The organism is Legionella birminghamensis (assembly GCF_900452515.1).
GTDB lineage: Bacteria > Pseudomonadota > Gammaproteobacteria > Legionellales > Legionellaceae > Legionella_C > Legionella_C birminghamensis.
Map to the genome: position 1 here is coordinate 2,342,170 of NZ_UGNW01000001.1, position 17,394 is coordinate 2,359,563.

Sequence of the window (17,394 nt, forward strand, 5' to 3'; positions counted from 1 at the left end):
GGGTTAGTTTACCTGTTTGGTGAACGGCTCATTTATTTAAGGAAAAAAAATGACCGTTCTTTTTGCTGAAAAAGATGTAAAGAAGCAACTAAAATGTCTTGCTAAAAAAGCAGCTGCGTTTTGGCGTGTTGAAAATTCAAAGGGTTATTATGATCCCACTGTTTGTGAACCATACATAAAGCTACCCGTATGTTTTATAAAAGAGGAGTATCTTGGTTATGATAAGGGCAGAATTTATGAGTTTCTATGGATAAGATTTGTAAATGCATCCAGCTTTGAAGTGATAAAGACTGAGTTTTTATCAGCAGAAATATATCCTGCTCTTGACTGGGAATATGAAACTACCCTTTGTTTAACTAAATCTTGGTCAAAAGCCCTGAGAACATGTAAGCAATATTATAAAAAAATACAAAAACGTAATAACCAGTAACTTATTAAACCCCGATAGGGGTTTAATTTTTCATGATTTTGGATGCAAACGAAACTGTAAAGTGTCTCATAATTTTGTTAGTAAATAAACATAATATATACATCTATTTATATCAAGTAATATCAAATAATTTCATCTAATATCAGAGTATTCTTTACTCTTGAACTCTGTATTTTTTTCCTGTTTAATACACAAAACACAACTGACGAGCTTGTGAAACTCAAGCGAAACCACCAGGTCTTGTGATACACCATATATTTCCCTAATTTTATGGTGGAGCGCTTAGCCGGGAAATCTCAAGGACTCATTGTATATCCTACAGATACAATAATTTTTCACGCTAATGGACAGTTTCCATGACATTGGTCAGGGATAGCTATTGGATTCATTCTTTAACAATCAGGCAAATCTACCAAATTCGGTTTTGGTGAGTAATTCTAACCCAAAGGGAACCACTCCTTTGGGGATCATGGTTCCTTTTTTAAGGAGAAAGTATGAGTAAAGAACAAACATTGATAATGTATTTTTACCACGCTGAACATAAACGGATATGGCTCAGATGATTCTTATGGCCAGTGGCTTTATTTAAACCTGGATGAATGGCGGTCTTTGTTAATAAGCTTACGTTCTCTGATCCCTTTAAGCCTGCAGCTGGAAGGAGAATTACTTTGTAATGGTTGTTTGAGTACTTTAATTTAAAAAAATGACCCTATGATCACTGAAATACAATTTTTTTAACCAAAGCCCTAAGGGTGGCCGGATTTAAATGTCCGGCAGGGCACTTTAATCCGGTTTTCAAGGAGCAAGTGTCTAATGAAACTTCAATGCGACTCGCTTAAATGTGTTACACTACTAGAAAAGAAAGGTGCTTCCAAACATTATGCAAGAGCTTTTGTTGAGCTTCTGACTGAAATGGAAATCTTTAATATCTATAGTGATAACGAGGTTAACAGCATGCTATCTGAGACTATAAACAAAATCTTTGAAGACAGGGACAAGCGTTTTATTGAGCAGAAGCGCGAGTTTGACGAATCTCGTAAAGAGCTTAAGCAAGAAATGCTTGAATCTCGTAAAGAACTCAGAGATGAGATTCTGGCCTCAAGAAGATGGATGATAGGAACTGTGGTTACCATTGGGTTATCACTGGCAGCTTATCTGACAACCTTAATTAAAGTGATTCATTAATTTGTAGTTTACCCCCCCTGGAAATTCTTCCCTGTGAAGGTATTCCTTTTTTTAGAGAAAATACCTGAACGGTGAAACAATCATGGTTGATTATGCCCGATATGTTTTGGAGAATACTTCAGTAATCTAATACCGGACAATTGATTATGTTATTTCAATTATGAGGCATTTGCCCGTGATTCAAATATCAATGCCTTTTGTTCAGTTGAGATTGATGGAAATAGTCATGTTATTTCTATTATCAGCCCCTGCAAATGGGGCTTTTACCTTACTCAGCAACAAATTACTGCATCTATACAACTGGTATTAAAATGGCTGGCTCCCTGGTAGTCCAAGTTGCTTCCATTATTTTCCTCTGAAAAGCCCTCTATTATTTCATTCATTAAAGTCTGTCGTGGTTCAATTATGTTCATTTAATATCAACGCGAAAAAGTCCTTGATTCCCAATAATAGCTTGATAATCTAACAGCAACACAACTGAAGAGTCAGTGTAACTCTGACGAAACCTAAGGTCTTGTGATATGCCATCTTGTTCCCTAATTCCATGGCAGAGCGTTAGCAGGGAAACCCATCAGGAGTTATTTACGGCTTTATGCCCAAGGAGTGCTTTAAGCACATCATCATTAATAATCAGGTAAATCAACCGATGTTTCGGTGATCTTTTTTGCATAACCCACGGGATTTTTCTAGTCCCTTTGGGGCTAATCCTCCCTATTTCAAGGAGCTTACTATGCAACGACAGGAACCAGTACAACTTGAGATTGAACATTTGCTGTTTGAACTGGATTGTTGTGTTAATGATTTAAGTCGCCAACGACTTCAAATCAGTTCCCATGACATTCAGCGAGCCGAATTGAGTTTGCACAAACTGGAAATCTTAATTTCCTTTGTCAAACTGTTCAATACTCAACGATTGCTTATCAGTTGAAACAAATGAGTCTATCCGCATAACAGAAAACCACCTGCCTATGCGGATGTTTTTCTGTTATGCGGCCTTCATTTAATAACAGGAGATACAATGACTACATCTTTAAACCGCGTTCAATTAATTGGCAATCTCGGTGCTGATCCTAAGAGCATCACCGGAAAAGCCGGACAATCTTTTGTCACCGCCACTTTAGCAACCAATGAGTCATTCAAACAAAATGACGAATGGCAAACCAGAGTGGAATGGCATCAGCTGATACTTTTTGGAAGACTGACTAAAATGGCTGAGTATTTAAAGAAAGGTTCGCAAGTATATCTGGAAGGTAAACTTCGTTCTAATCAATGGACAGACAATGATGGTAACGTTCGCCAAGCCTTAAACATTGTCGTCAATCATATTCAGCTACTCAACTACCTTAAATCGGCTGATGAATCAGGCAATAAAACCGCAGAACAACATTTAGCGCACATGCGTGAAATGCTGCGAACTGATTCAGAAGAAATTCCGTTTTAATTTTAACCCCACCACGGGAGCAAGCTCCCGTGTGGGATTGCTCCCTTAACACAAGGAGACAATCCCATGGATACCCCTTCAATTTATGTCGCCTGTTTAGCATCCTACAACAATGCAGTCCTGCATGGTGTTTGGATTGATGCCACACAAAGTGAAGACGAAATCATGGAGAACATTTGGGACATGCTAGATAACAGTACTGAACCCAATGCTGGAGATTACGCCATCCATGATTATGAAGGATTTGGCAACATCAAGATCCATGAGTACGAAGCAATAAGCAATATTACGGAGTACGCATCTTTTATTGAAGAACATGGAAAGCTAGGCTTAGCTCTTCTTCCTGATTATTCGATAGACGATGCACGACTGATGTTGGATGAGCATTACCAAGGTGTTTATGATTCAGAGGTTGATTTTGCCAAACAGTTGTTTGATGAGTGTTATGACCATCAATTGCCGGATAATTTAATTTGCTATTTTGATTATGAGGCGTTTGCTCGTGATCTTTTTATTAATGATTATAGATCGGTAGAATTTGATGGTCAGACCTATGTTTTTTTAAACTATTAAGCCCCTTTGGGGGCTACTTAAATTCTAAAAACCAATGGAAAAGATCTACTGCAACCAGTGGTATGAATGGCCAACACCAGTATAACCTGAAGTACATTACCAAATTGCAATCTCCTCCAGCGGCATTTCATGGATTTATTTCAAAGGAGCAACCCCGGAACCGTTAATGAGGTGATTCATGAAAAAGTTAGTTATAACCGCCTTTTCTTGTTTGTGTTTTAACAGTGCAAAAGCAGGCGATACTGATATCTGGCAGCACATTGGTATGCTGCAAGACCAGATGGTCGTGGTTTCCAATCAGATTGCAGCCTTAGCCAGGCAAATTGCTTCCATTCCCGCAGGTCCTCAAGGCCCACAGGGTATCCCTGGATCAAAGGGCGAACGAGGGCCAGCTGGCCATTATCAGGCCGGTAGCGGCATTCACATTGAAGGCGATGTAATTAGTACCAATAATACCATCAGCCATCAGATTGGCGAATGCTATCAGGGTGGTATTGTCTTCTGGGTCGATGACACAGGCCAGCATGGCTTAATTACCAGTGTAAATGACGTCTATACCCAGGGCATTCAGTGGCGAAATGGTGAAAGCGGGAATAAAGTCACCAATGCACGCGCGGATGGTATCGGCGCAGGTGAAACTAATACCCGATTAATTATCGCCCAGCAAACGGTTGATAACCAAACGGGAACATTTGCAGCGCTTCTCGCTCATCAATACAGTGTTGCAGAAGATGGGGAGACGCCTTGTATTACACCAGCGAATACGCAAAGTATTTGCTATGGTGGCTGGTATCTTCCTTCAATTTATGAGTTAAGCCTTTTAAAAACCAATTTGCAACAGCAGGGTTTAACAAGCTTTGCACCTGATTATTATTGGAGCTCAACTGAAGCGAGTGTCTCAAAGGCATGGCTGCAAAACTTTAGTACCGGCGAAGTGATCGCCAGTGATAAAGCAAGTTCCTTAGGCCGTATACGCGCTGTGCGTCAGTTTTAAGAAGCTGCCTTAACTATACAAGCTGACAAAAAATTTTCGTAAAATAATCTATAGAATTATTTACACCAGCGCTTAACTGCAATAGATAAGCCTTTTCGTCATCCCACCAAAGAGCATCATGTGGTCCGTAACAATTATTAACACTGGCAATATATATATTGCTCGTAACCATCTCATTCTTTGGGCGCAAGACAGTGAGGTTAAAATTGCCATAGCCACTGAATGAATTCATATTAGGCAATCTGGAGAAGGCTGGTTTCTTTATTGGAAAAGAAGTCTGATTGAAAACGCGAAACCAGGCGATTTGATTTTTCTTTCCATTATTCGGAAACAGTACGATTTGAGTTTCTACTACCTGATTTTCATCCCTATAAGTCACTTGGCTGTCTGGAATAAAGTCTAAATTTAGAAAATTCAAATAGTTAAGACAGTCTGGTTCACCGATTTTGAATATATTGTGCGTGGGCCACCTTACATTCCATAAACTTGAAGGTGGTTTGTATTTATCTCTATCAATGCAAGCATTCTCTATACAATTGCTGTAGCGGGACCAATACGATAATTCAAAAAAATTCATTTTTAAAATTTTTTCTGATGATGGGAGAGGAGAAAAAAACTTACCTAGCTCTAAGAACTCATCATCGTTTAAATCCCCTTCAAGTAAACGAAGTTCAATGTTAGTTCCATATGAGAAAAAACTTAAGGTTTTTGACTTTGAATAATCATAACCCATCCAGCCAATATTTTCCTGCCCCAATATGTGCGGCTTCATTTCCCAAACCCAATGATCATATAAAGCAGCATGATCTAATGTGGATAGAGGACCAAAGTCATACAAAAATTGTTTGCATCGTAAAAGAGCATTTTTATATTTAACAAAGAAGGAGTAAGAGGAAAAATGAGCTGAGCACCAGGTAGACCATTTTGTAAATTGATAGCGACTGGGTTGTTCATTATAAGGGATATCTTCTTGCCTAAGGATAAAATTATATAAAGTTACTTTATCTATTATGGGCATCAAAATAACAAAATTTACTTTTTCTTGAGCCTGTGCAGGTGGTATGTCATATAGTAAATTCATTGTTTAATTTTCAGCTTCTTTTGCTTCGTGTATTTTGTCATTACTCATAAAGAAACCAGTTATTGATGCCCTCATCTGGTTTCCTGCGGCGTTTTCTACCTTTTTTATGCAATGCAAAATATCATTCCTAAAAATAACTAACCGATTAGGTTTCGGCACAATGTAATACCCTATTCCATCACCCATATAAGTATTTAACTCTTTACTGTTAAGATGAAACCCTACCCTTTTTTTCTGGTTATTAATCAAAGTTACTTCAGGATATTCAAAATCTTTTTGAGTTATAGGGTTAATTAATAATTCAGCTCCCCAATTCATATCCCAGTTAGGATGGCAATAATATACATAGGCGCCTGAGATTTTGTATTTTCCATCAGTATGCCAAGATAGCCCTGAACCTCTTGGATAAAGATAAGGTCTGGCATAGAAGAAATCCCAATCCCGGTCTCTAAGACCTATCAAATGAGGGAACTCGGCAGAGCCTACAATCAGCTCCTGGATAAATAAATCGATTGTTGTAGCGGTAGGATATACTTGCTCTGTAGTGCAAGGTTCTGGTCTAGGATGGGAAATTGTAACGTTGCCCCATAAAGGGGCGCCATCTTCGATGCTAAAAGCATTTACCCATCTGGAAGAATGAACAAACTTAAAATTTTCAGTTTGAATATAACTCCAAATTTTCTCAAAATCTGATGGTTCTAAGAAATCATCGATTACTGCAAACACATCATTGTTTAGAGTTAATTTCATATCAACAGCGAAACTACTAAAAGGGAATGCTTTCGCAGCCCTGGATTACCAAGGCATGTATTCATCTTTATCTTCTTCTGTATCAATTGCATCAAAATAATTTTCTTTCATAACATCTCCCTATTTAAAGATCATTTTTTATCAGAGTGCCGATTATAAATTCATTGTATCATTCAGGCAATTCAGCTTCGGATCTGTTTTTATACATACTGACCTATAGAGAATCTTGAAATTATATATTTATGTTAGAGTGCTCTGTTTGTTAACCAGTAGAGCCATCAAAACGGTGGAAGCGATGCTTCTATTTAGTGTCTTCCCAGTCTTTTTAAACCAATTCATAAACTAAATAACAAAAAGCATCAAGTAATTACATTTGGATCTAGGTACCAATATCGGTACCAAAGAAGTGCATCAGAAGGAAATAAAAAACTTAACTCATTGATTTTATTATGCCGTTGAGCGGAATCGAACCGCTGGCCTATTGATTACGAATCAATTGCTCTACCGACTGAGCTACAACGGCAGTGCTATGATTATATACCTAATTTTGAATGGTTTGCGAGTAAGATTTGGGCTGTTTTAAGACAACTCCGATTGTCCAGTCGCCGGATTTGTCGGCGCTTAGGTAGTGGAGCGGTTGTTGCGGGTTTAAACCGTAGCCGTCTACCATAAGGGCGTAATAGTAGGCTGGGAAGAGGCAGTAGCCGTAGAGGTATTCGTTACCGGGATATTGACTGTTTAAAGAAGACCATTGTTGCTGGCAAATTTCTGAATTGGCTTCGTCGAGGAGGGATTGATTATTGAATTCCTGATCAATGAAATTGAAGGGTTGGCTTTTTACCAGGTCGACTACCCCGCCCATTGTGTACCAATCTTTAACCGGGTTGGCCTGGAGAACGGGTTGTACGGTGCGGTTAACGTGATGTACTGCATTCATTAAGCTGGAGACTTCCTCTTCGCACACGTAGGCGTCGCCCTGCCCTTTTTCGCCGGCAGGCATTTGGTAGTCGTTGGCAAAGCAGACGGAATCATCAAGAAACTGGTGGGTTACTTCAGTTTGTCCTAAACCTAGAAAGCTATGAATAAATAATTTGAAATGTTGACCGTATAAATCAAACTCGCGGATATCCTGGCTGTTGGCTTCAGAGGCCGCATTGACCGGGAAAACGATTTGTACTGAGGCACCGCCCATATCCATGGTGCCTACAGTCTCATTGTTGCCCTTTAAGTTGCCAAGCTGATAATTAACGGCCAGCCAGCCATACATTCCCTCATCTGTACCAGTAATGGTTTTTGCTTCTGCAAGCTGCCATTGGCTCTGATTGGCAAACCACTGCTGAACCAGATCATACATCTGCTGTTGTTTGGGTTGAGGCAATAAGCGCATACCGGCGGTTGAGTAAAAGTAAACAGGGACTGGATAATTTGGCGCGCCTGAAAAAAGCGTGGTCATGTAAGCATCGATAGTCGGTGCATTGGCCTCGATGGTTGCTAGCCCGGGTTTTATTTTTTTGGAGTATCGTTCGGTAATATTAACTGGTGAGTTGTCTTCCAAATCATAGGAGTAAACATGTAAACGCGATCCGGTGCTTCCTGCATCAACAATGGCGATGCATTGTTGTTGCTCGCAGTTTTCTTGCGCTGCATAGGCCGAAGGAAGAAAAAAACAGCAACTTAGCAGAAAAAAAACTACTCGCATTCAATTTCACCAGCAAGAACAAAGTTGGCGCATAATACAATATGTCCATTAAATTGTCAATTATTAACCGCTTCTGATTCTTCTTCACTGTTGATCAATAAAAATAAAATGACTTGACTATACAACTGGATTTCCATAATGTGGTAAATGTGAAGGGAAAAACTATGCACAGTCCGTCTGGTATTTTTTAACAGTGAGGTTATTATGCCATTTAAGATTCCATCTCTTGAGCAACTTATATTTGCCACTAAAAACATTAATACCACTTATAAGGAAGCACGAGAGGAGCATGCGAAGCAACAATACTGGTTTACGAAACTATTGGCGTCACAGAATCTCACCCGAACTGCCAATTCATCGTTTGTCGAGGCGGTTGGACGATCAATTTACCGGTATAAAGGAACTTATCACAATATTGACAAACGGTTTAAGCCAGAAAAAAAGGCTGACCTATCAGAATCAGCCCTTGCACCAGAAATTAATCTTGAACAGAGAAAGAATGATTTTCTGACCAATGTGCTCGCTGGAACCTGTATTTATGTATTGCATAAAATTACCAGTGAATACGGCAAAGAAGAAAAAGCGGCGAACAGTAAGCTGGCTGAAACTATCCTCAAAATATTTGATATAAAGAAAATAAGTGACATCCCTGAAAAAACGAGGGTCGACACCTTAAACGATTTGCATGACTATATAGAAATCATGGGCCAAAATAGTGATTTACCCCTAAGATGGCATGAAGGCTTTCCTGATGATACTGCGCTGATGAACGATCTTTTCGCTATTATCAAAACCATGGCACCTAATGCGGTCCAGCATACTGCCCAGAAAGAAAGCTCTACGCTTACTTTGAACTAGTATGTTCTCTCGAATACCTGATTTGTTGTTCAGGTATTCTATAGCAATAAGGCTCTCCTGAGTTATCCCAGGAGAGCATCCCACAATCTATGGTATTGTAGATTTGGATATGTTTTTCCCTTAATGTATCCAGTGTAATGCCATGCGGAAAATGGTAGCGGTTATCGAACCCTGCAGAGATCACTGCAAACTCAGGATTTACTGCATCAATGAAATCCCTTGTAGAAGACGTTTTACTGCCATGGTGTGCCACCACTAATAGATCAGCAGCCAGCTGTTTACCGTAGGTTTCAGTGAGATAATGTTCTGCTTTTTTTTCAATGTCGCCAGTCAGCAGAATTTTTCGGGTGCGACTGCTTATCTGCAAAACGCAGGACGAATTATTTTTATCCCTGAAGCTTTGTTTTATTGGGAAAAAATGAAAATGTATGCCATCCCAATCCCAGTCTGGCGTCTGATGACAATTACGCCCTCGTTTATAAAAATTCACATTGTCAACAAGTAGCTCGCCAATGGGAAAGCTTTTTTCAAGACTGGGCAGACCGCCGCGATGATCCAGATCGGGATGGGAAATTACCACCTTATCAATTTGTTTAACCCCTATTGAATGAAGATAGGGATTGATTGCAAGCTCGGCCATATCGCTTCCCTGAAAAAACTTCATACCGGTATCGTATATCAGGCTATGGTTAGCCGTTCGAACGACAAGCGACAAGCCTTGTCCTACATCCAATACATTCAGGATAAAATCTCCCTGCCCAACCTTGGGGAAGGAAGGAAACAATGCCGAGACTACCAGAAGAATCACAGCCAGAATCAATTTTTTATCGGGCAGAAAAACAGCTGTTATAATTGCAGAACTCAAAGCAAAAAGTTGCAATAGATTAGTCAGTCCAAAATCAAAATTAATCCATGCAAAGGTATTAATGCCATGGAGATATCCCATTAATAGATGAATTAATTGGGTAACTGGCCATAAAAACACCGCGCTTTTAAAAACCACTAGCAATAGCAAGCCCAAAAGCCCCAAAGGGACGATGCCATAACCCACTAATGGAATAGCGACTAAATTCGCCAATAAACCATTAACCGCCCCATAAGAAAACCAGAATAGCGTAAAGGGCATTAAACCCAGCAAACAGGCAATTTGCAGGGCGATCGTTTTTCTGAATCCGCGTAAATGACTGATTCTCTGACTGGAAGAAATCAATGTCGCAACGGCCAGGAAAGACAGGTAAAATCCTGGCAGTAAAACCGCGTGCGGTTCAATGAGCAAGACAATGAATAATGCGTAACGCCAGGTCTGCCAGCCAGTAAATTTCTGTTTGCCAAAGTTTTTACTCAGCATAAAGATACAAGCAATCAAAGAACGTTGCGCCGGTACTGCAAAACCAGCCAGCAATGAATAAACCAATGCCGCCAGTATACCGCCGACACTGCCCGCCTGCTGCGCAGGCCGATAGAGGCAAAGCCTTGGAATCCTCGTCCACAACCAGCGGAATAAACTGTAAATCAGTCCGGCAACCAGACCGATATGCGCACCCGAAATAACCATCAGATGCGTAGTGCCCGTCCGCCGAAATAAATCCCATTCCGCCCTCGCGATATGGTTGGTTACGCCTAAGGTGAGAGCCTGTATAATGCCTGAGCTGATTGGATCATCAAGATGCTGCTGAATTAAAACCGAAAGATAGTGCCGCACATTTAATATTCCAGCTGATCCTGAGTCGTCTTGCAGAAGCTCGGCGTTTTTTTTTAAATACCCCGTCCAGTCGATATGGCGAGCCTGCAATGTCTGGCGATAGTTTATTGCCCCTGGATTCCCTGGAGGCTGCGGTTTTTTCAATTTGACTTCGAACTGCCAATTCTGGCCAGTGGTAATTTCAGGACAATGCTGATAACAGGAAAGCATTGCATAAGCATCTGCCTTTTTTCCATCCAGCGCTGTGATTCGAAATTGAAACTGCGTTCTGTCTTCTGAAACCGCGGGAATGGACACTACTTTGCCTCGTACTACGGCTTTTGTAATAAGCTCAGTATTCGGCATCCCCTGCTCTGCAACCCAGTATTGATGCAGTAAGCACCAGACGATCGCTGCAAAAAACCATAGGGGAATCCATCGGCTTGCTTTGAAAAAAAGGCCAATCAGGACAAATAAAGCAGCATAAAGAGAATGCGTATAGAAAAAAGCTATCCCTGCATAAAAACACAAAATTTCCATGATGATGAGTTTGGACTTCCATTGGACGCATACTTTATCGAAACCGCTAAAGAACTGCAAACTCAAATTTTACGGTGATTCTGTCCACCAAACGTAAAATCGAGTATTATCTAGAATGATACACATCAATACTGCTGGTAAAAAGGATCTTTACTATGATAATTACCGCTTTAAATGAGAATTCACATGATACCCGTGTAGCGATTACGCCGAGTGTCGTCAAACATTATAACAAGCTTGAACTTCAGGTATGCTGCGAAACCAACGCAGGGGCTGCTGCAGGCTTTAGCGATGATGATTATGTACAGGCTGGCGCCAAAATTATTGCAAATCGTCAGGAACTGCTGGGTCAAACCAATATTCTGGTTTGCGTCAGTGAATTAGCGCCCTCCGAACTGGATGGCTTACAGTCAAACTCCCTGATCGTGGGTCCTTTTGACAATCAGATAGACAGTGAAATAGTCAGCTGGGCTACTGCCAGACAAATGAGCCTTTTTTCCATGAATCTGATCCCGCGGATAAGCCGCGCCCAAAGCATGGACAGTTTGTCCTCGCAGGCCAACCTGGCTGGCTATCGTGCAATCCTTGAGGCAGTTCAATATTATCACCGCGCCATTCCAATGATGATGACAGCAGCTGGTATGATTCATCCCGCCAAAGTGCTGATCCTGGGTGCAGGGGTTGCCGGTTTACAAGCGATAGCTACTGCCAAACGGCTAGGCGCTGTTGTGTATGCTTTTGATGTGCGCCGGGCTGCAAAAGAACAGGTTGAGAGTCTGGGGGCTGAATTTATTGAAGTCAGTGAAGAGGCCGATGCTGAAACCAGCGGGGGATATGCCCGTGAGATGAGTGAAGAGTACAAAGCGCTTCAGGCAGAGTTGATCGATAAGTATGCCCAAATGGCCGATATCATCGTTTGTACTGCATTAATACCTGGAAGAAAAGCGCCTGTCCTCATTAAAAGCGCTACCGTTGCCCATATGAAAGAAGGCTCGGTCATTGTTGATTTGGCAACGTCCAGAGGAGGCAATTGCGAGGGCAGTCAGAAGGATCAGATTATCAAAATAAATGAGGTCAGCATCATTGGAATAAGCAATATGGCTGGTCTTGTGCCGGCAACAGCCAGTGAGCTTTATGCGAACAACGTGCTCAATCTGATCCGCTTAATGGCAGAAACACCAGGTTCCCTGTCATTTAATAAGGAAGATGAAATTATGAAGCAGGCACTTTTATGCCATCAGGGTGCCTACATGCCATTCCAATCGGTTAAGGAGGCCCAAAATGCCTAGTGCTGTTTTTATAAATAATCCCTATATTGCCACACTGACTATTTTCGTCCTGGCCTGCTTTGTTGGCTATTACGTGGTCTGGAAAGTGACGCCGGCACTTCATACGCCGTTGATGTCCGTTACTAACGCCATTTCCAGTATTATTATTCTGGGAGCGCTCATTGCCACCGGCACTCAGCTTAGCGGAAGCATCGGCTGGCTGGGTGGTCTTGGAATTTTTATCACTGCAATTAATATTTTTGGCGGATTTGTGGTCACTCAGCGCATGTTGCGTATGTACAAAAAATAATTATATGGATGGTAACGTCATGACGACAATGATTTCATTTTTCTATTTAATCGCGGCTGTTTGTTTTATTCTGGCGCTTAAAGGTCTGGCCAGCCCATCAACATCCAGGAGAGGGAATTTATTAGGTATATTTGGAATGGCGCTTGCCATTGGCGCCACGCTGATGATGCCGGGGATGAATCATCACGGGCTGCTGATTGCCCTGATTATTGCAGGCGGAATCGTCGGCACTTTTATTGCGCTGAAGATTAACATGACCGCCATACCGCAATTAGTCGCAGGATTTCACTCCCTTGTTGGTCTGGCAGCGGTTCTTGTCGCCTTTTGCGCCTACTTGTCCCCCACTGCTTTTAATATTGGCGAACCCGGTGAAATCCATACCTCAAGCCTGATTGAGATGAGTCTGGGATTAATTATTGGAGCAATTACCTTCTCCGGTTCAATCATTGCCTTCTTAAAACTTCAGGGCCTGATGTCTGGCCAGCCTTTGCGCTATCCAGGGCAAAATGTGGTCAACCTTTTATTAGGCATTGTCATCCTTGCCTTATTAATTCATTTCGTTATTGCACAACCATTCTGGGCATTTGCTTTGCTCGCCCTGCTTTCCTTTGTACTTGGATTTTTATTGATTATGCCGATTGGCGGTGCCGACATGCCTGTCGTCATCTCCATGCTGAACTCCTATTCAGGATGGGCGGCTGCCGGAATTGGATTTACCTTAAGTAATCACCTCCTGGTTATCACCGGCGCGCTGGTAGGCGCCAGCGGGGCCATTCTGAGTTATATCATGTGCGTAGGTATGAACCGCTCAATTATTAACGTGATTTTCGGCGGAATCCAGGGAAGCGGTGCATCATCCCCTATCAATGGCAGCCATAGCAATCAGCAAGTGCACCAGGCGAATGGCGAAGATGCAGCCTTCCTGCTGAGCAATGCCAAAGATGTGATTATCGTTCCAGGCTATGGTATGGCAGTAGCACATGCCCAGCATGCCGTTAAAGAGCTGGTGGATGCGCTGGAGAAGAAAGATATTCGGGTTCGCTTCGCTATTCATCCAGTTGCTGGACGTATGCCCGGCCATATGAATGTGCTGTTGGCAGAAGCCAATATCCCCTATGATCGCGTGTTCGAACAAAGCGAGATTAACAGGGATTTCGGTACAGCAGATGTGGCTTTTGTGATTGGAGCCAATGATATAACCAATCCCGCGGCTAAAACGGATCCGAGTTCACCGATCTATGGAATGCCAGTATTGGAAGTTGAAAAGGCAAAAACCGTATTGTTTGTGAAACGGAGCCTTAATGCGGGTTATGCAGGTGTCGAGAATGATCTCTTCTTCCGCGATAATACCTATATGTTGTTTGGTGATGCAAAGGTGATGACTGAATCAATTGCCAAATCGCTGGCCGAGATTTAGGGTGTTTTACTAGATCCCAGGGCATGCACATAGGTATATACACAAAAGTTTTCCCGCTCCGAATCCCCGCGGTCGCAGCCCATAGCTATCTACTCAAATGTTTTCCCCGCTCCGAATCCCCGCGGCATCGACCGCGGGGCCCATACGAAGCCTATATAGAATATCGGTTTTTGCTAATTTAAGGATAATGTTTCAAAGACTTGTTTCTAACTGCTTTTAAATTGCTATTTTCGGCAACATTGGAATTCATCTGAAGAGCATGTTCGGGCATCAGACATGGGCCCCGCGGTTGATGCCGCGGGGATTCGACTGCATTTTTGCAGATAGTATGGGTCGATGCCGCGGACATAAAAGACAATCCACGGGAAGCAGAGGCGGTTATTATTTAACCGTCCTGCAAGAAGCATGAATAACACTATTGCTTCTGTTTTCCAATTCCACTACTGCGGCTGACTGCACTTTGAGCTCCAGCACTGTTCCATTTTCGATCAAAAGATCCCGTTCTTCACCTTGAGAAATAGGTAATTTATCAATTGTCCCAGAGCGTTTTTCCATCAGTACATGAATGATTGCCTGAGGTTCTGTTGTCTGTAATACACATTCAGCCTTTACTTCAAATAAAGTAAAATTTGCGAATTTTTCAGGGTTACTTGGCTTCAAATCATATTCAATGCTGAGATTTGGAGCCAGGGAGTGATTGGCAGCTAAAACCTGAGTGCTTAGAAGAGCACCAATACAGAACATACCAATTTTTTTAAACATTAAAAATCTCCATAGTGATAAAATTGGGAACTAAGATACAGTTATTTTGCTTGCATGGCAAATTGAGGGACAGTTAAAACCTTAATGCATAGTCATCATCAAGGTTTTAACTATCATTAATGTTCTCTTGTCGCAGTAAATTGAATTTTGGGATAACGTTCCTGTGCCATAGTCAGATTGACTCTTGTCGGCGCCAGATACATTAAGGAATCGCTGCCATCTAAAGCCAGATAATCATAGGCTTTGGTTTTGAATTCAGCCATTGCCTTCTCATCCTCAGAATAAACCCAACGGGCACAGGTCACATTGACTGATTCATAAACGCAATCCACTTTATATTCATTCTTAAGGCGATGGGCAACGACATCAAACTGCAGAACCCCCACAGCGCCAAGAATCAGCTGATTACTGTTCAATGGCCTGAACACCTGAGTAGCCCCTTCTTCGGAAAGCTCAATCAACCCCTTTAGTAAGGCTTTACTTTTTAAAGGATCACGCAAACGCACCAGGCGATACAGTTCAGGGGCAAAATTAGGAATCCCGGTAAATTTAAGTTGCTCACCCTGGGTAAACGTATCGCCGATCCGGATGGTGCCATGGTTATGTAAACCGATAATATCACCCGCCATTGCAAGCTCTGCATGGGAACGATCGCCAGCCATAAAGGTTAAGGCATTGGAAATCTGAATTTCCTTGCCAATGCGCAGATGGCTTAATTTCATCCCTTTTGTAAACTGGCCTGAGCAGATGCGTAAGAAAGCAATACGATCACGATGCTTGGGATCCATATTGGCCTGGATTTTAAAGACGAATCCGCTGAAGGCTTCCTCTTCAGGCAACACTTCCCGCTCCACCGCTTCTCGGGGTCGAGGGCCAGGGGCATTCCGGGCGAAGTCATCGAGTAACTCTTTTATGCCAAAATTATTAATGGCAGAACCAAAATAAACCGGGGTCAATCGCCCGGCAAGGTATTCCTCAAGATTAAACTCATGAGAAGCCCCTTTAACCAATTCGATTTCATCGCGTAATTCCTGGGCGGCATCGCCCAGGATGGTATCAAGCTCGGGATTATCAAGCCCCTGAATACGTGTCGCCTCCTGTTTCTGGGCATTTTTGCCTGACTGGTAGAGATAAACCGCATCTTCATATAAATGATAGATTCCTTTAAAACGTTTTCCCATGCCCACCGGCCAGGTGACTGGAGCGCACTGAATTCCAAGAACTGACTCCACTTCATCCAATAAGGAAATAGGCTCGCGCCCTTCCCTGTCCAGTTTGTTGATAAAAGTCATGATCGGAGTGTCGCGCAAACGACAGACTTCCATCAGTTTTACAGTACGGTCTTCTACCCCCTTCGCCACATCAATTACCATTAATGCCGAGTCTACGGCAGTCAGTGTGCGATAGGTATCTTCAGAGAAATCCTCATGTCCCGGGGTATCTAACAGATTAATCACATGCTCATTATGAACGAACTGCATGACCGATGTGGTAATGGAAATTCCCCGCTCTTTTTCCATCTCCATCCAGTCGGAGGTCGCATGTCGATCCGCCTTTCGGCCCTTGACTGTTCCAGCCAACTGGATAGCACCTCCAAATAGAAGCAGTTTTTCAGTTACTGTTGTTTTACCAGCGTCAGGGTGGGAGATAATGGCAAAGGTGCGCCTTTTGCTGAAGTCTTCGTAAAAATCGGACATAGGTCACTCAAAAAAATAAAGCGGTATTTTAAAAGAAATTGCACCAACAGACAATTTAATCTGTTTCAATAAAGCTTGTCAGGCCCCTTTTCTGTTACTATAGTAGCGTATTTATAAATCATATGACTTTAAAACGCGCAATTTAGCCGTTTAATTTGTAACAGGAGCAATCCATGAAAAAATTCTGCATCCCATTATTAACATTAAGCCTTCTTGCCGGCTGCCAGTCCATTTCCGGTTTTAGCGGTTACAATCAACCATTCCTCGCTAACAGCGATGAGCAAATCAGCAATGCAATCAGGACCTCATTTAGCGAAAATGAAATTCTTGAAGATGCCCCTATTCAAATAAGCAGTGATCATGGCGTAGTGACTTTAAGCGGCTATGTAAAAAAAATACGCCAGGCGGACGTGGCTGAGCAAATTGCTTCACAGGTGAATGGAGTCAAGACAGTTGAAAATCGGATTATTATCAGGAAATAAAACACCGAATCCCTGAGGCGCAGACCCATAGATATCTACACAAATATTTTCCCGCTCCGAATCCCCGCGGCTTCGACCGCGTGTCCACACGAAGCCTATTAGAATATACTTACTTAAAAGCTTTGCGGAGTATGTTTGGCCATCAGGTATGGGCCCCGCGGTCGCAGCCGCGGGGATTCGGATGGTCGAAGCCGGGGATTCGAGTGGTCTTTCGCCGCGGGATTAG

At 42.2% G+C, this 17,394-nt stretch carries 17 protein-coding genes and 1 tRNA gene; 11 read left to right on the forward strand and 7 right to left on the reverse strand.

Annotation, left to right across the window (positions count from 1 at the left end; translation table 11 throughout):
• The first annotated feature begins 49 nt into the window (after positions 1-49).
• From DYH42_RS09905 to DYH42_RS09930, 6 genes are all read left to right on the forward strand, one after another.
• Positions 50-430 (forward strand): hypothetical protein, encoded by a 381-nt coding sequence (locus tag DYH42_RS09905; protein WP_058522340.1) that lies wholly within the window; start codon positions 50-52, stop codon positions 428-430.
• An 813-nt stretch (positions 431-1,243) separates the two neighbouring features.
• On the forward strand, positions 1,244-1,615 hold the full coding sequence (locus DYH42_RS09910; protein WP_058522339.1) for a hypothetical protein: 372 nt from the start codon (positions 1,244-1,246) through the stop codon (positions 1,613-1,615).
• A 730-nt stretch (positions 1,616-2,345) separates the two neighbouring features.
• Positions 2,346-2,543 carry a hypothetical protein gene (locus DYH42_RS09915; RefSeq protein WP_058522338.1) on the forward strand — a complete coding sequence of 66 codons (198 nt, stop codon included), beginning with the start codon at positions 2,346-2,348 and terminating at the stop codon, positions 2,541-2,543.
• 90 nt (positions 2,544-2,633) lie between these two features.
• Positions 2,634-3,056, forward strand: a complete 423-nt coding sequence (locus DYH42_RS09920; protein WP_058522337.1) for a single-stranded DNA-binding protein — start codon at positions 2,634-2,636, stop codon at positions 3,054-3,056.
• Between the two features lie 66 nt (positions 3,057-3,122).
• Positions 3,123-3,629, forward strand: a complete 507-nt coding sequence (locus DYH42_RS09925) for an antirestriction protein ArdA (RefSeq protein WP_058522336.1) — start codon at positions 3,123-3,125, stop codon at positions 3,627-3,629.
• 178 nt (positions 3,630-3,807) lie between these two features.
• Entirely contained in the window at positions 3,808-4,623 is an 816-nt protein-coding gene (locus DYH42_RS09930) for a DUF1566 domain-containing protein (protein WP_058522335.1), read from the forward strand.
• Between the two features lie 13 nt (positions 4,624-4,636).
• Here DYH42_RS09930 and DYH42_RS09935 read toward each other — a convergent pair whose 3' ends face one another.
• The 4 genes from DYH42_RS09935 to DYH42_RS09950 form a co-directional block, all read right to left on the reverse strand.
• A complete protein-coding gene (locus DYH42_RS09935; RefSeq protein ID WP_058522334.1) occupies positions 4,637-5,704 on the reverse strand; it encodes a hypothetical protein in 1,068 nt (355 codons plus the stop codon).
• 3 nt (positions 5,705-5,707) lie between these two features.
• The gene (locus tag DYH42_RS09940; RefSeq protein ID WP_058522333.1) at positions 5,708-6,454 is read right to left on the reverse strand and encodes a 2OG-Fe(II) oxygenase; all 747 of its coding nucleotides are present in this window, start codon (positions 6,452-6,454) and stop codon (positions 5,708-5,710) included.
• Between the two features lie 450 nt (positions 6,455-6,904).
• A tRNA-Thr gene (locus DYH42_RS09945) sits at positions 6,905-6,977 on the reverse strand.
• Between the two features lie 18 nt (positions 6,978-6,995).
• Positions 6,996-8,153 (reverse strand): acetate and sugar kinases/Hsc70/actin family protein, encoded by a 1,158-nt coding sequence (locus tag DYH42_RS09950; RefSeq protein WP_058522332.1) that lies wholly within the window; start codon positions 8,151-8,153, stop codon positions 6,996-6,998.
• 204 nt (positions 8,154-8,357) lie between these two features.
• Here DYH42_RS09950 and DYH42_RS09955 point away from each other — a divergent pair, with 204 nt between their 5' ends.
• Positions 8,358-9,011, forward strand: a complete 654-nt coding sequence (locus DYH42_RS09955) for a hypothetical protein (protein WP_058522331.1) — start codon at positions 8,358-8,360, stop codon at positions 9,009-9,011.
• Here DYH42_RS09955 and DYH42_RS09960 read toward each other — a convergent pair.
• Positions 8,998-11,232 (reverse strand): DNA internalization-related competence protein ComEC/Rec2, encoded by a 2,235-nt coding sequence (locus tag DYH42_RS09960; protein WP_058522330.1) that lies wholly within the window; start codon positions 11,230-11,232, stop codon positions 8,998-9,000. The genes DYH42_RS09955 and DYH42_RS09960 overlap by 14 nt on opposite strands.
• A 155-nt stretch (positions 11,233-11,387) precedes the next feature.
• Here DYH42_RS09960 and DYH42_RS09965 point away from each other — a divergent pair, with 155 nt between their 5' ends.
• Genes DYH42_RS09965 through DYH42_RS09975 form a run of 3 tightly spaced genes read left to right on the forward strand, consistent with a single transcriptional unit; the run spans position 11,388 to position 14,227 of the window.
• On the forward strand, positions 11,388-12,521 hold the full coding sequence (locus DYH42_RS09965) for a Re/Si-specific NAD(P)(+) transhydrogenase subunit alpha (RefSeq protein ID WP_058522329.1): 1,134 nt from the start codon (positions 11,388-11,390) through the stop codon (positions 12,519-12,521).
• Positions 12,514-12,810, forward strand: a complete 297-nt coding sequence (locus tag DYH42_RS09970) for a proton-translocating transhydrogenase family protein (RefSeq protein WP_058522328.1) — start codon at positions 12,514-12,516, stop codon at positions 12,808-12,810. The genes DYH42_RS09965 and DYH42_RS09970 overlap by 8 nt, the downstream gene beginning before the upstream one ends.
• Before the next feature lie 19 nt (positions 12,811-12,829).
• Positions 12,830-14,227 carry an NAD(P)(+) transhydrogenase (Re/Si-specific) subunit beta gene (locus tag DYH42_RS09975; protein WP_058522327.1) on the forward strand — a complete coding sequence of 466 codons (1,398 nt, stop codon included), beginning with the start codon at positions 12,830-12,832 and terminating at the stop codon, positions 14,225-14,227.
• A 381-nt stretch (positions 14,228-14,608) separates the two neighbouring features.
• Here the strand turns inward: DYH42_RS09975 and DYH42_RS09980 are convergent, their stop codons facing one another.
• Together DYH42_RS09980 and DYH42_RS09985 are read right to left on the reverse strand one after the other, a co-directional pair.
• Positions 14,609-14,989, reverse strand: coding sequence for a hypothetical protein (locus tag DYH42_RS09980; RefSeq protein WP_058522326.1), 381 nt, complete (start codon positions 14,987-14,989; stop codon positions 14,609-14,611).
• A gap of 116 nt (positions 14,990-15,105) precedes the next feature.
• On the reverse strand, positions 15,106-16,686 hold the full coding sequence (locus DYH42_RS09985; RefSeq protein WP_058522325.1) for a peptide chain release factor 3: 1,581 nt from the start codon (positions 16,684-16,686) through the stop codon (positions 15,106-15,108).
• Between the two features lie 173 nt (positions 16,687-16,859).
• On the opposite strand from DYH42_RS09985, the gene DYH42_RS16795 reads away from it, so the two are divergent.
• Positions 16,860-17,168, forward strand: a complete 309-nt coding sequence (locus DYH42_RS16795; protein ID WP_058522324.1) for a BON domain-containing protein — start codon at positions 16,860-16,862, stop codon at positions 17,166-17,168.
• Positions 17,169-17,394: the final 226 nt, after the last annotated feature.

Bases quoted from the DNA above. Each gene is read 5' to 3' on its own strand.
- DYH42_RS16795 (WP_058522324.1), top strand. From the start codon at position 16,860: ATGAAAAAATTCTGCATCCCATTATTAACATTAAGCCTTCTTGCCGGC.
- DYH42_RS09925 (WP_058522336.1), top strand. From the start codon at position 3,123: ATGGATACCCCTTCAATTTATGTCGCCTGTTTAGCATCCTACAACAAT.
- DYH42_RS09955 (WP_058522331.1), top strand. From the start codon at position 8,358: ATGCCATTTAAGATTCCATCTCTTGAGCAACTTATATTTGCCACTAAA.
- DYH42_RS09920 (WP_058522337.1), top strand. From the start codon at position 2,634: ATGACTACATCTTTAAACCGCGTTCAATTAATTGGCAATCTCGGTGCT.
- DYH42_RS09985 (WP_058522325.1), bottom strand. From the start codon at position 16,686: ATGTCCGATTTTTACGAAGACTTCAGCAAAAGGCGCACCTTTGCCATT.
- DYH42_RS09930 (WP_058522335.1), top strand. From the start codon at position 3,808: ATGAAAAAGTTAGTTATAACCGCCTTTTCTTGTTTGTGTTTTAACAGT.
- DYH42_RS09960 (WP_058522330.1), bottom strand. From the start codon at position 11,232: ATGGAAATTTTGTGTTTTTATGCAGGGATAGCTTTTTTCTATACGCAT.
- DYH42_RS09940 (WP_058522333.1), bottom strand. From the start codon at position 6,454: ATGAAATTAACTCTAAACAATGATGTGTTTGCAGTAATCGATGATTTC.
- DYH42_RS09910 (WP_058522339.1), top strand. From the start codon at position 1,244: ATGAAACTTCAATGCGACTCGCTTAAATGTGTTACACTACTAGAAAAG.
- DYH42_RS09970 (WP_058522328.1), top strand. From the start codon at position 12,514: ATGCCTAGTGCTGTTTTTATAAATAATCCCTATATTGCCACACTGACT.
- DYH42_RS09975 (WP_058522327.1), top strand. From the start codon at position 12,830: ATGACGACAATGATTTCATTTTTCTATTTAATCGCGGCTGTTTGTTTT.
- DYH42_RS09950 (WP_058522332.1), bottom strand. From the start codon at position 8,153: ATGCGAGTAGTTTTTTTTCTGCTAAGTTGCTGTTTTTTTCTTCCTTCG.
- DYH42_RS09965 (WP_058522329.1), top strand. From the start codon at position 11,388: ATGATAATTACCGCTTTAAATGAGAATTCACATGATACCCGTGTAGCG.
- DYH42_RS09915 (WP_058522338.1), top strand. From the start codon at position 2,346: ATGCAACGACAGGAACCAGTACAACTTGAGATTGAACATTTGCTGTTT.
- DYH42_RS09935 (WP_058522334.1), bottom strand. From the start codon at position 5,704: ATGAATTTACTATATGACATACCACCTGCACAGGCTCAAGAAAAAGTA.
- DYH42_RS09905 (WP_058522340.1), top strand. From the start codon at position 50: ATGACCGTTCTTTTTGCTGAAAAAGATGTAAAGAAGCAACTAAAATGT.
- DYH42_RS09980 (WP_058522326.1), bottom strand. From the start codon at position 14,989: ATGTTTAAAAAAATTGGTATGTTCTGTATTGGTGCTCTTCTAAGCACT.